10 protein-coding genes and 1 pseudogene are annotated in these 12659 nt (G+C 66.4%); 6 read left to right on the plus strand and 5 right to left on the minus strand.

The annotated features are described in order from the left end of the window. Positions 1 to 46 precede the first annotated feature (46 nt). From AC099J_RS08790 to AC099J_RS08805, 4 genes are read right to left on the minus strand one after another with little or no spacing between them, the layout of a single operon-like run. Positions 47 to 940 (minus strand): sugar phosphate isomerase/epimerase family protein, encoded by an 894-nt coding sequence (locus AC099J_RS08790; RefSeq protein WP_479614855.1) that lies wholly within the window; start codon positions 938 to 940, stop codon positions 47 to 49. 7 nt (positions 941 to 947) lie between these two features. Beyond that, positions 948 to 1574: an NIPSNAP family protein gene (locus tag AC099J_RS08795; RefSeq protein WP_479614856.1), complete on the minus strand. Its 627-nt coding sequence runs from the start codon at positions 1572 to 1574 to the stop codon at positions 948 to 950. A 14-nt stretch (positions 1575 to 1588) separates the two neighbouring features. Beyond that, positions 1589 to 3334 (minus strand): FAD-dependent oxidoreductase, encoded by a 1746-nt coding sequence (locus AC099J_RS08800; protein ID WP_479614857.1) that lies wholly within the window; start codon positions 3332 to 3334, stop codon positions 1589 to 1591. Between the two features lie 14 nt (positions 3335 to 3348). Then, positions 3349 to 4173: an IclR family transcriptional regulator gene (locus AC099J_RS08805; protein ID WP_479614987.1), complete on the minus strand. Its 825-nt coding sequence runs from the start codon at positions 4171 to 4173 to the stop codon at positions 3349 to 3351. Positions 4174 to 4431: 258 nt separating this feature from the next. Here AC099J_RS08805 and AC099J_RS08810 point away from each other — a divergent pair, with 258 nt between their 5' ends. The 6 genes and pseudogenes from AC099J_RS08810 to AC099J_RS08835 all read left to right on the plus strand — a co-directional run bounded on the left by AC099J_RS08810 (position 4432) and on the right by AC099J_RS08835 (position 10100). Then, positions 4432 to 5226, plus strand: coding sequence for a shikimate dehydrogenase family protein (locus AC099J_RS08810; protein ID WP_479614858.1), 795 nt, complete (start codon positions 4432 to 4434; stop codon positions 5224 to 5226). Positions 5227 to 5412: 186 nt separating this feature from the next. Further along, entirely contained in the window at positions 5413 to 7215 is a 1803-nt protein-coding gene (locus AC099J_RS08815) for an FAD-dependent oxidoreductase (protein ID WP_479614859.1), read from the plus strand. 89 nt (positions 7216 to 7304) lie between these two features. Further along, positions 7305 to 7403: pseudogene (locus AC099J_RS08820) on the plus strand (GTPase); the annotation flags it as partial. Between the two features lie 155 nt (positions 7404 to 7558). Beyond that, the gene (locus tag AC099J_RS08825; RefSeq protein WP_479614988.1) at positions 7559 to 8344 is read left to right on the plus strand and encodes a DUF3427 domain-containing protein; all 786 of its coding nucleotides are present in this window, start codon (positions 7559 to 7561) and stop codon (positions 8342 to 8344) included. A gap of 94 nt (positions 8345 to 8438) precedes the next feature. Beyond that, positions 8439 to 9059 (plus strand): class I SAM-dependent methyltransferase, encoded by a 621-nt coding sequence (locus tag AC099J_RS08830; RefSeq protein ID WP_479614860.1) that lies wholly within the window; start codon positions 8439 to 8441, stop codon positions 9057 to 9059. Between the two features lie 6 nt (positions 9060 to 9065). Further along, the gene (locus AC099J_RS08835; protein WP_479614861.1) at positions 9066 to 10100 is read left to right on the plus strand and encodes an HNH endonuclease family protein; all 1035 of its coding nucleotides are present in this window, start codon (positions 9066 to 9068) and stop codon (positions 10098 to 10100) included. A 150-nt stretch (positions 10101 to 10250) separates the two neighbouring features. On the opposite strand, the gene AC099J_RS08840 is transcribed toward AC099J_RS08835, so the two are convergent. After that, a complete protein-coding gene (locus AC099J_RS08840; protein WP_479614862.1) occupies positions 10251 to 12299 on the minus strand; it encodes an acyltransferase family protein in 2049 nt (682 codons plus the stop codon). Between the last annotated feature and the right edge of the window lie 360 nt (positions 12300 to 12659).

Here is a 12659-nt window from a genome sequence, read left to right on the forward strand (position 1 = left end):
GCCGAAACACTGGCTCAGGCCGCCAGGCCGCTGATCAGCCGGCGGACTACCCCGTGTACGGCCGGCTGGCCGCCAGGCACTCTGCCGCCCAGGCCGACGGGCTGGCCTGCTGCTCGCGCTCCAGGTTCACCACCTCCACGCTGATCGGCAGGTCGGCCGGCAGCGCATCGAACAGGCCTTTCAGGTCGATGCTGCCCTCGCCCGCCGGCAGCCGGGCACAGCGCGCGGTGTGGATCAGCGCCTCGGTGCTGAAGTGCGTGCCGGCCTCGGCATCGCAGATCTGCGCGTAGTGCAGCAGCCCGCGCGGGATGGCGCGGATGTCCTCCCGCGTGGTCGCCGACCGGCCGAAGTGCAGCGCATCGACCAGGATGCCGGCATTCGCAGGCGTGCCCGCATTGCGCACGATGCGCAGCGCCGCCTGCGCGTGGGGCACGGCCGTCCAGGGCATGAATTCCAGATCGGCTGTCATGCCAGAGGGCTGCATCGATTCGCACAGGCGCGCGAAGTTCTGCGTCAGCCGCGCCTCGTCGGGGTCGTCGCCGGCCACCAGGATGGCCTTGGCGTTCAGGCTGGCGCCGATGTCGATCAGCGCGTCCCAGCGGTGCACATCGAAATCGGCACCGATGCGGATGAGTTCCAGGTCGAACACGCCCACGCCCGTGTCGCGCTGCGCGGCGATCGTCTCGCGCAGGGCCTGGGGCTGGCCCAGCAAGTGCTGCTGTGGTGCGCCGGGTGCGTTGGGCCACAGGCGCAGGCCGACGAAGCCGTAGCCATGCGCCGCCGCGATGCGGATGGCCTCGGCCGGCGTGCTGCGGTGGGAGGTCAGGTAGGCGAGAGAGTAGGCGCGGGCCACCGCGCCCCCCACGGCGTGCGGCTCACTGCCCGCCGGGGACGCTGTGTTGTGCGCGATGTCGCCCGTCGCCGCGGCGTTGTGTGTCATCACCCTCTCACTTCAGCGGCGAGACGGCCGTGGGCAGCGCGATGGTGGACACCATCTCGGTCGTCAGGTGCGCCGGCCCGCCCTTGGGCGGCCAGATGCCTTGGGCCACGGCGTCGGCGCGGGCCTTGCTGCGCGCGTCCAGCGTGGGGTAGGCCCAGATGTTGGTGAAGCGCGCCGCGCCGTCCAGCGCCACCATGGCGACCACGCAGGGCGAGATCTTCTCGCGCGGGGGCAGGTACTCGCGCCACAAAGCGATCGTGGGCCGCGTGCCGCCGGGCTGGATGCCGTAGCTGCGGATTTCGTAGACCGGCCCGGTGGTGCCCGACTCGGCACTCGGCCGCACCGGCGCCATCCACGGGAAGCCCTCATAGCTGTGCTGCTCCAGCCGCTGGTAGAAGTCGCCGCAGCCGAAGGGGCTGCTGCTCTGCTGTGTGCGCGCGCGCTCGGCCTGCAACGCGGCCAGGTCGGCAAAGCCGCGCAGCACCAGCATCTGGTTCAGCACGCCGATGTCGCTGGTCCAGCAGCCCAGCAGTTCGCCGCCGGCCTCGGGCGCCAGGCAATACGCCTGGACCTGGGTGGCGGCCCGCGCGGCGGTGCCCATGGGCAGGGTGAGGGTGGCGAGTTCGTAGTACATGCAAGGCTCCTGGTTCAAAAAGGGTCGGATGCGGGCAGCGGTTGGCCGGCCGCATGGTGGGCGGCGATGAAGCCGAAGGTCAGCGCCGGCCCCAGCGTGATGCCGCCTGCGGGGTAGTGGCCGCCCATCAGGCTGTTCATGTCGTTGCCGGCGGCGTACAGGCCGGCGATCGGCTGGCCGCCTGCATCGAGCACACGTGCGCTGGCGTCGGTGCGCAGACCGGCGAAGGTGCCCAGGCTGCCGGGCACGATGCGCACGGCGTAGAACGGCCCCTGCACCAGCGGTGCCATGCAGGCGTTGACGCGGTGCGGCGCGGCCTCGCCCTGGATGCGGTTGTAGGGCGTCTCGCCCTTGGCGAACTCGTCGTCGCGGCCGGCTTGGGCCATCGGGTTGTAGCGCGCCACCGTGGCCTGCAGGCCGGCGGCGTCGATGCCGCAGGCCACTGCCAGCTCGGCCAGCGTGCGGCCGCGGCGCAGGTAGCCCCGGCGCAGCATGGCGCCCATGGGCATGGGCGCGGGTTTGACGGCGCCCAGGCCAAAGCGGCGGATGAAGCGGTGGTCGCACACCAGCCAGGCCTGCACCGGCGTGCCTGCGGGCGTGGCGCGTAGTAGGCCCTGCACGAAGTCGTGGTAGCCGTCGGCCTCGTTGACAAAGCGCCGGCCGTCGGCGCACACGGCGATCAGGCCGGGCTTGGCGCGCTCGATCAGGTGCGGAAAATGCGCCACCGTGCCGTCGGCGCGCGGCACCAGCGAGACCGGTGCCAGCGCGGCGGCGTGCGCCAGGTCACGGGCGACGCAGGCGCCGGCCGATTCGCCCAGCCTCAGGCCGTCGCCGGTGTTGCCGGGGCTGGCGGCCGACCAGTGCTCGGCGCCCGTGGGCGCGTGCGGCAGCAGCGCTTTCTTGCGGTCGGTGTCGTGCGGAAAGCCGCCGCACGCCAGCACCACGCCACGCGCGGCGCGTACCGTCACCGCCCCCTGCGGGCCGCGCACCACGGCGCCACACACACGGGTGCCGTCGCGCAACAGCCGCTGCGCCGGGTGGGCGGTCAACACCCGCACGCCGGCCTCAAATGCCGACGCCGCCAGCGCTGCGACCATGGCGTTGCCGTTGACCAGCCGCATGCCGCGCCCGTGCAGCAGCCGGTCGCGCGCATAGGCGGCCAGCCGCCCGGCCACGTAGCGCCAGGAAGCGAACGAGGTCGTCGCGTCCAGGAAGTGCCGCAGCTCCCGGCCGGAGGCGATGCCCATGCCCCACAGCGTGGTTTCGGGCAGGGGCGGCTTCAGCTCGCGGATGCGCGCGCCCAGGCGCCGGCCGTCGAAGGGTGCGGCGCAGACCGAGCGGCCGCCCGTGCCGGCATGCGGCGCGCGGCCGTGGAAATCGGGGATGGCGTTGCCATCGGCGAACTGCAGCGCCGTGCGGCGCTGAAAGAAGTCCACCGCGCGCGGCCCCTGCTCCAGGAAGATGCGGGCGCGGGCCTCATCGAACTGCGCACCGAGTTCGTGGCGCAGGTAGGCCAGCGGCTCGGCGATGTCCTCACGAATGCCGGCGGCCTGCGCCAGCGGGTTGCGCGGGATCCACATCCACCCGCCGGACCAGGCCGTCGTGCCGCCGTATTGCGCCTCCTTCTCCACCACCACCACCGACAGGCCCAGCTGCGCTGCTGTGACGGCGGTGGCCAGGCCGCCGGCGCCCGAGCCGATGACCAGTAGGTCGCAGTCGAGCGCGTTGGAGGAGGGTTCAGGCGATGGGTTGGCAGGCATGGAGGAGGGCGCCCTCAAGGCGCGTAGATCGGCACCCGGCCGCGCGGGTTGGCCCCGCCGGGCGAACGCTGGAAGAACGGCGAGGTGCCGCTGGCCGCCGCCATCTGCTGGGCGGCGTCCAGCAGCGGCGCGGCCAGCGCGTGCATGCGCGCTTCGGTCAGCCGGGCGGACGGGCCGGCGATGGTGATGACGCCAATGGGCGGCTGGCCCTGCAGCTGCACGACGGTGGCCATGGCCGACAGCCCGGCTGTGTAGGTATCGACCGTGACGCTGTAGCCACGCGCCCGGGTGGCCTGCACCATGGACAGCATGTCGGCCAGCGTGCGCGGCGCGTTGGGGCCGTAGTCCTCGGGCTGGCCCAGGCCCTGGCGTGAGGCCAGGCCCACGGCTTCGTCGTCGCTCAGCGCCGCCATCCACGCAAGGCCCGATGAGGAGCACGACAACCGTGCGTCGCTGCCCATGTCCGGGTCGTAGCGCAGGCCCTGGCGTGCGCCCTGGGCACGCGCGACCCAGGTCAGCCGCTCGCCATCGATGACGGACAGGCGCACCAGTTCCCCCGATTGCTCGGCCAGCCGGTCCAGCAGCGGCTGCGCGAAATCGACGAGGCCGCTGTTCGACAGGAACGACAGCCCCATCGCCACCAGCTTGGTCGTCAGCATGTAGTGGCCCAGCTCGCGCGGCTGGCGCACGTAGCCATAGCGCACCAGGTCGACCAGCAGCCGGTGGGCGGCGCTGCGCGGCATGTTGAGCTGGTCGGCGATGGCAGCCAGTTCCAGCCCCTCGCCGTGCCGGGTCAGCAGCTCGAGGATGCCCAGCGTGCGTTCGAGCACGCCGCTCATGGCGTGGCCTTCGGCGCCGGGGGCACGGCGCACAGCTGGGCGGATGGTGGGGGTACGCAGCGCATGAGGGTTCCTGGTGAGTCTGGAGAGCGGCGAGCGTACGGGATGGGTTCAAGTTCTTCGTCAAGTCGACTAGATTGAACTATAGTCAAAAATGGAATGATGTTCAAATATTGAACTTTGTTCTAAACGATTCTAAAATCAAAGCCACCACCGGCCCCGGCGCAGTGCCCAGGCCCACCACAGGAGACTTTGCAGATGCCCGAGACCGAACTGAGCGGCGCCACCCGCATCCACTACATCGTTGGCGACCCCATCGCCCAGGTGAAATCGCCTGCGGGCGTGACCGCTGCCTTCCACGCGCTGGGCATGGACGCCATGGTCATGCCGGCCCATGTGGCGCCGCGCGACCTGGCGGGCTGGGTGCGTGGCGTCTCGCTGGCGCAGAACGTGGACGGCATCATCGTCACCGTGCCGCACAAGTTCGATTGCGCCCCGCTGTGCGGCACGCTGTCGGAACGCTCGGCCTTCCTCGGCGCCACCAACACCATGCGCCGCAACCCGGACGGCAGTTGGCACGGCGACATGTTCGACGGCACGGCCTGCGTGGCCGGCATCCGCGACCGGGGCGGCGAGCCCGCCGGCAAGCGGGCGTTGCTGGTCGGTGCCGGCGGTGCGGGCTCGGCGATTGCGCATGCGCTGGTGATGGCCGGCGTGGCGTCACTGGCCATCCACGACGGCGACCCGGTGCGCCGCGACGCGCTGGTCGCGCGGCTGGGGGGGCTGGGCCGTTGTCCCGTCACTGCCGGATCGCCGGACCCGAGCGGCTTCGAGCTGGTCGTCAACGCCTCGCCCGCCGGCATGCGCGAGGGCGACCCGTTGCCGGTGGACGTGGAGCGCCTGGCGCCCGGCACCTTCGTCGCGTGCGTGGTCACCATGCCGGCCGTGCCGCCGCTGATCGCCGCCGCCCGGGCGCGCGGGCTGCCCACCTCTACCGGCGCCGACATGTTCGCTCGCGTGCGCGATCTGATCGTCGAGTTTCTGGCGAAATGACGAACCCCCCAGTCTGCGCGCTGCGCGCTCCGCCAACCCCCCTCTGCTGCGCGAGGGGGGCGCACCCAGCGGCCTGGCAGAGCCAGTTCCGCGGGCGCCCCCGCATGGCCTGCTCCGCGGCCTTCGGCCCACAGGGTGTGCACGCCTCTTCTTGCGACGCGCTGCGTCGCGCAATGGATCGCTGAAATGAAAATTCTCGACTCCCTGGCCGATCTGCCGGCCGATGCCACCTTCGACGTCGCCGTCATCGGCGCAGGCGGTGCCGGCATGGCGGCCGCGCTGTTCGCGGCGCTGGAGGGCGCGCGCGTGCTGCTGATCGAGCGCACCGCCCATGTGGGCGGCACCACGGCGTTGTCCGCCGGCACCACCTGGGTGCCCGGCACGCGGCTGGGCGCCAGCGTCAACCCCGGCGACACGCTGGCCGAGGCGGCGCGCTACCTGACCAACGCCATCGGCGAGCGCACGCCCGCCAGCCTGCGCCAGACCTTTCTGGACGAGGGCGCCGCCGCCATCGACGCGCTGGCCGAGCGCACCGAGGTGAAGTTTCGCCCCTACGCCAAGCACCCCGACTACATCTCCGACCTGGACGGCTCCACGCTGGCCGGCCGCGCGCTGGAGCCGCTGCCGTTCGACGGCCGCACGCTGGGCCCGTTGTTCGGGCTGGTCCGTCAGCCCATCCCGGAATTCACAGTCCTGGGCGGCATGATGGTCGACCGCACCGACATCAACCACCTGCTGGGCATGAAGGGCTCGCTGGCCTCGCTGCGGCACTCGGTGGGCATCGTCGCGCGCCACGGGCGGGACCGCCTCCGCCACCCGCGCGGTACCCGGCTGGTGATGGGCAACGCGCTGGTCGCGCGGCTGCTCGCCTCGCTGGCGCAGCAGCCCCAGGTCACGCTGGTGCTGCGGACGCAGGTGGAGCGGTTGGAGCAGGGCGGCGCGGGCAGCACCGGAACGGCCGGCAGGTCCGACAGCGGCGCCGGCAGAACCGGCGGCAACGGCCACGGCAACGGCAACGGCAACGGGGCCGTCACGGGCCTGGTGCTGACGCAGGCCGACCATCGCCGCTCGGTGGTCGTGCGCGGCGGCGTGGTGCTGGCCAGTGGCGGCTTCAATCGCCATGCCGAACGCCGCGCCGCGCTGCTGCCCGGCGTCGACATGGCGTGGTGCCCGGCCGCGCCCGGCCATACCGGCGAAGCCCATGCGCTGGCCGAATCGGCCGGGGCGCACTACGGTGAAGGCGGGCTGAGCGCGGCCTTCTGGGCACCGGTCTCGCGCCGTCAGCGGCCAGACGGCAGCTGGGCAGTGTTCCCGCATTTCGTGATGGACCGCGCCAAGCCCGGCATGCTGACCGTGAACCAGGCCGGCGAGCGCTTCGTCAACGAAAGCACCTCCTACCACCTGTTCGGCCTGGCGATGCAACAGGCCGGCGCCGTGCCGGCCATCCTCGTCTGCGACGCCGAGGCCCTGCGCAAGTACGGCCTGGGCATGGTGCACCCTGGCGGCAAGGGCCTGGCGCCGTTCCTGGCCGATGGCTATCTGGTGCGCGGCGACACCGTGGCCGACCTGGCGCGCGCGCTGCAGATCGACGCCGGCCGGCTCAGCGCCACCGTGGCCCGCTTCAACCAGCATGCCCGCGCCGGCAGCGACCCCGACTTCGGGCGCGGCACCACGGACTACCAACGCAACATCGGCGACGCCACCTGGCCCGGCCCCAACCCCTGCCTGGGGCCGCTGGAGCAAGGCCCGTTCTACGCGGTGCGCCTTTACCCCGGCGACATCGGCGCGGCCACCGGCTTTGCCACCGACGGCCATGCCCGTGCGCTGGACGGCGCAGCCCAACCCATTCCCGGCCTGTACGCCGTGGGCAACGACATGCACTCCATCATGGGCGGCGTCTACGCAGCGCCGGGCATCACCATCGGCCCCGGCATCGTGTTCGGCCGGCTGGCCGCACGGCACGCAGTGGCGCGCGCGAAGGCGGGCTGACGGCCGGTGGTTCCGCAGGGGCCGGGCAGGCCGGCTAGAGGGCCCCCCTAAAATGCGCGGTTCCCCCGAATCTTGCTGAAAGCCCTGCCATGAGCCTCCAATGCGGCATCGTGGGCCTGCCCAATGTGGGCAAGTCCACCCTTTTCAACGCGCTGACCAAGGCCGGCATCGCGGCTGAGAACTACCCGTTAGGCTGGACTCGCTGAAGCCGTCTTGAGGATCAACAGCTTGCTGGCATATGCTGGGCAGCGCTGGCAAATCCCGGACCAAACACAAGTAAACCTTCGGAGGTATCAGCCAGGTGGACTCACCCATCCCAAGGCTGCCCAGCGCAGATCAAGGCGTGTCTCCCGGGGAGCGATCAGACTACCCTTTCGTTGTCGGCGCTTCATACACCCGGGCCGACGTGTTCCGGGTCATCGGTCTGGTTCCAGCACCTGCCGGGGGCCCGTGGTTCACCGGCTACACCGCTCACGGACAAGACTGGTTCATCTTCTGCGGAGTAGGTGTGCCCGGCCGGACGGGGCACGACTACGACAACCACTTCGACGGTGACAGACTCGTCTGGTTCGGCAAGGGCAACACCACGTTGCGGCAGCCCGCCATCCAGAAGCTTATTCATCCTGACGGGCAGGTCTACGTGTTCTTTCGAGCGGCTGACCGGCAGCCGTTCACCTTCGCAGGTGTCGGTGAGGCATCAGAGGTCGCTGATCAGACGCCTGTCCGGGTCGTCTGGGCATTTCAAGCGCCTGGGGGCGCCCGTCTACCCACCCGCGCGCCCGAGGAAATCGACCCGGAAGACGTGCCCACGGTGTTCGAAGGTGCGCGCCGCACGGTGCAGGTCAACGTCTACGAGCGCGATCCGAGTGCCAGGCGCGCATGCTTGGCTGTCTGGGGCACCCGATGCGTGGTCTGTGCGTTCGACTTCGCAAAGCGCTATGGCGAGCTTGGCGAGGGCTTCATACACGTGCACCACCTCAAGCCGCTGGGTGAGGTTAGGGAGGGCTATCTGTTGGACCCGGTTGCGGACCTGCGCCCCGTATGCCCGAACTGTCATGCCATGCTGCATCGACGCAAGCCGGCATTGAGCATCGAGCAGCTGCGAATCCTCTTGGGCGAGGGGCGCTAGAGACGGTCAGGTTGCTGATCATGCTCACGGACCAGCTGGTGACCTGTGCACTATCCAGCTCTCACCACACGCTTATCTGGTGTAGCGTCTCGACATGGATTCACAGACCCTGACTTACTACGCCCGCAACGCATGCGAGGTCGCCGACCGTTACGAGTCTGTGGTCAACGGGCTTGCCCAGCACTTTGAGCGCGCCTTCCCGCCAGCTACGCGTGTGCTCGATGTGGGCTGTGGGTCTGGGCGTGACCTGGCTCAGCTCCACCAGCTCGGCAGGGATGCTTACGGGCTTGATGCCACCCCGGAACTGGTGGCGCTGGCGCAGGACATGCACCCGGAGCTTCGCGGCCGCATCGTCCAAGGAGTCCTTCCGAATGTGGGCGTGCCGTATGGTGGTGCTTTCGACGGGGTGCTTTGCTCAGCGGTTCTGATGCACATCTCGTTGGACCAGCTCTCGGGCGCTGTGAACTTCATCCATAGCTGCCTACGACCGGGCGGGCGGTTGCTCTACTCGGTGCCCAGCAGGCGAGAGGACGCAGGCGCGGCGAATCACCGGGATGCACAGGGCCGGCTGTTCGTGCCCAACACTGCCGATAGACTGTGCAAGCTCTTCGAGCAGCAAGGCTTCGCGGTGGTGGAGCGCTGGACCGATGACGACAGCCTGGGGAGGGGCGGGGTGGCCTGGGCCTCGATCCTGATGCAGCTGAGCACACGCTAGGGCGCCGTGGTCGAGAGTCCCTTTATCCCGGCGAACCCTACCGTTGAAGACTGCTGGCGCGGGGTGGTCCTCTACGGCCGGAACACCGCCAGCTACAAGTTCTCGCTGGCGTCTGCACTCCTGAAGTTAAAGCCTGAGGCCGGCGCACTGGTCAAGCTGGAAGAGCTGGCCCCGGTGTTTGCTCAGACCATCGCGGAACACATGCTGGCGGCCCCCAAGCAGATCACTACGAAGGACGGCAAGTTCATCCAGGCCTGCATGGCATTCAACCAGCACAAGGATCTGAATCGGCTGGTAGACGCCGCTGTCGCCCACGGCTTTGCCAACGTCATCGACGCCTTCCATGTGGTTGGGTCTGCGCCGGTGCACCATTCCTTCTTCATCGACGAGCGGCGGGCCAACCGGGGCATCCGCATCACTGACGAGTTCAGCCTAATGCTGGCGGGTGCGCAGGCGGTCAACCTGGATGGAGAGGTTACCGGGCGCTGGAACTTGGTCGAGACCGCCTGGAACCTGGGTATCGCCACCAATCTGCTGGCGGTCGAGCACGACGCAGACTTGGGCGAGGTGTTCGCCATTGATGCGTCACGCGGGCGGCGCAGCGTGACCAGCAGTCGCAACGCGCTCAACGGCTACCAGAAAGGGCACTGCTTCTACTGCGGCACCGGCCTGCGGATACACGGGGCCGGCATGAACGTGGACGTGGACCATTTCTTCCCCCACCGGCTGAAGCAGGCGGGCATGGCCGCGAACCTGGACGGTATCTGGAACTTGGTGCTCGCCTGCCCGGCTTGCAACCGTGGGCCGAGGGGGAAGTTCGACCGTGTTCCATCGATAAGGCTGTTGGAACGGCTACACCAGCGCAATGAATATCTGATCGGGAGTCACCACCCTCTGCGGGAGACCTTGATGCGCCAGATAGGCGCGAGCGTCCCGCAGCGCATTGATTACCTCAATCGGGCTTACCAGCTCGCGCAGCTTTCACCGCGGTTGGCATGGGAGCCGGTGCCGCGCCGGTCCTCGGCAGACCACTTCGCATGATGTAGTGCGCTGGCGGGGTTTAAGCCCACGACTTCGCGCCAGCGACACAGCACGGTTTGGCCGACTTTGTAGCACGACGGTGTAGCAGCGGGCGAACGGGATCGTTTTGACAACTGACAAACATAACGCCCAAAAACCCTAGTGCCAACACTAGTCTGCGTGGGCTGGCGCAGCTGGGACCTGCGTCGCCTGCTCAACAAGAATTTGGCGCAGCGCCGTGCCCTTCTGCATTATCCACCACGGCGCGAAATGATCGCGGTCGATCAAAGTTGGAATATGAGAGCCACCATCGAGCACACGACAGGCAGCGTCAGTGCACAAGTCGTCTCGTAACGAAACTCTATGAAGTGGCAACGACGACGAGGCGCCCTCGAATACTCTGTCCAAGTAGCGTCGCCCTGCACCGTTGAATTGCAGGTCTTGAAATGAAGTGACCTGCTCCAGGCCTAGGAAATGCCGACGCATTGAAATTGCAAAGATATTGAACGGTGCAATTGGAGACTGGTCAATAACTACGACCTTCTTCCCCATCCGCGCCAGTTCAATCCAAGCGGCGCGATTATCTTTCACAGCTGCTTCGAAACGCAAAGCACCCTCTTCACGCGTGCACTGACCATTGACCACACGACACAGACCTGCAACACCGCTCCAATTACCTGCTATGACGACCGTCGAATAATCTGATCCTGCTGCAATTTCAAGTGCCTCTTTTACGTAGCGGTCACACTTGTAACCCGTTGCGGTCCTATTGAATCCACTAATAGGAGGGCACCCGCTGCTCGTGAAAAACACCACGGGCGACTTAACGTTATGTCGGAACCAAGCATATAGGTGCTGAGCGTGCGAGTCCCCGATAACTACAATTTTTTTCCCCGGAGCCGCTTCATTCATGTAGCACGGCGCTAGTTTATCTTGGCGCGCACCCGAGTTCTGACAACCCACAGGAATAATTGGCTGGCTCCTGACCCTGGACAGGTTCTCGTAGAGTGCTTGGTGTTGGCCCGTGCGTGAAATCCAGCCATCAGATTCAAAGATGAAAAGCGACGCTGCACAAACAACCCCAACTCCACAGATCCCACCCGCCACCACACCCTGAAGAGCGTGTCTCTGCTTGTTGTATCTGACCCGCTTTTCAACTAGCTCGTAAGATAGCCAACCTAGAGCGATGCTAACTGCAATGCCACCCAACTTCATCAGGGCTGAGTAAGACGCAAACTCAGGATGCCCATCAAAGAAATTGAGCGCAACGCTGACAGGCCAGTGCCAAAGATAAATCGAGTAAGACCACAGGCCCACGCACTGCACAACTGTGCTATTGGTCACTTTGAAAATGAGACCCGCTTGAGAGTGGCACACCAACGCTCCAATTGTCAGCGCAACTGGCGCGGCAGCCAAAAAGCCCGGCCATTTGGCCTCCCAGTCCCCGACGCTGGCGATCAGTGCTACGATCAAAAGTCCGATGAAACAAAGCGCCTGAATGCACCCTCGCCAACGCGGGGCACTCCGATCCACTTTCGATTCAGTTAAGTAGACCACCCCGCCCATCAACATCTCCCAGCCTCTGGGGAGCAACGAAAAAAAGGCAGCGGTTTGATTGGTTTCAGTTGCCCAGAGACTGTATAGAAACGAAAGTGCCGCGAGTGGCAAGATTGCAACGAGCACGTGCTTATCGTTCAAACTTACACTGGGCTTAAGCGTCCGAGACAGACGCGCAGCTGCCATTAGTAAGAATGGATAAATCAGGTAAAACTGCCATTCGACCGACAGCGACCATGTGTGCAGCAGCCATCGCTCATCTGGTCCGGAACTAAAGTAACCAACTCCCTTCTTGAACTCTTCGTTGCTGTAGAAAAGCACGGCACCACGAGCTTGCTTCGCCATGTCGGCATAATCCAGCGGCGGCAGCAGGACTGCTCCAAATACTAGCAGCACCAGCACCAGCACGAGTAGCGCAGGCCAAATGCGGGCGATACGGGCTCCCACGAATGCCCAGTAGTGGAATTTTTGCAGCCGTAGGTCTGCAATAATGATCTTGGTCATCAAATAGCCAGAGATCACGAAGAACACGTCTACTCCGAGAAAGCCGCCCCCGAATCCTGGAACATCGAAGTGGAATAAGACGACCAATCCGACGGCTAGCGCCCGCAAGGCGTTGATGTCAGGACGAAACGATTCCCTCGAACCGAGATGTAATTTCATCGAGTTGTTTCTTGAACGCCCATTTCAGGCTCGCAATAGTAAGTCATGGCCATTTGGTGCTCTCACCCGGCTAAGTTCAGGCGACTAAGCACATGAAATGATTAAGAAGAGATTCGGGTATTCCCCGCGCGGATTAAACAGGGTTCGGCTTTGAACTTGAATTGTAACAGAGTGTTTAGGGGCTTTTTACAGGTAGAGGGCTGAACACTGGGCGATGTGCGTGTGGGCTACGAAGACCAGCAGCCCTTGCGAACCTTACGGGCAACGACTTTTTGTTTGTTCGCACTGAGAAACCTTGCGTGTGGGCTGTCGCATGACCATCGCCGACGTAGCAGCGAGCTCGCCGTTACAAGCGGTTAG

Source organism: Rhodoferax sp. RT4P68, from assembly GCF_056521305.1.

Coding starts and splice junctions, on each gene's coding strand:
- AC099J_RS08790 (WP_479614855.1), bottom strand. CDS start 940: ATGACACACAACGCCGCGGCGACGGGCGACATCGCGCACAACACAGCG.
- AC099J_RS08795 (WP_479614856.1), bottom strand. CDS start 1,574: ATGTACTACGAACTCGCCACCCTCACCCTGCCCATGGGCACCGCCGCG.
- AC099J_RS08800 (WP_479614857.1), bottom strand. CDS start 3,334: ATGCCTGCCAACCCATCGCCTGAACCCTCCTCCAACGCGCTCGACTGC.
- AC099J_RS08805 (WP_479614987.1), bottom strand. CDS start 4,173: ATGAGCGGCGTGCTCGAACGCACGCTGGGCATCCTCGAGCTGCTGACC.
- AC099J_RS08810 (WP_479614858.1), top strand. CDS start 4,432: ATGCCCGAGACCGAACTGAGCGGCGCCACCCGCATCCACTACATCGTT.
- AC099J_RS08815 (WP_479614859.1), top strand. CDS start 5,413: ATGAAAATTCTCGACTCCCTGGCCGATCTGCCGGCCGATGCCACCTTC.
- AC099J_RS08830 (WP_479614860.1), top strand. CDS start 8,439: ATGGATTCACAGACCCTGACTTACTACGCCCGCAACGCATGCGAGGTC.
- AC099J_RS08840 (WP_479614862.1), bottom strand. CDS start 12,299: ATGAAATTACATCTCGGTTCGAGGGAATCGTTTCGTCCTGACATCAAC.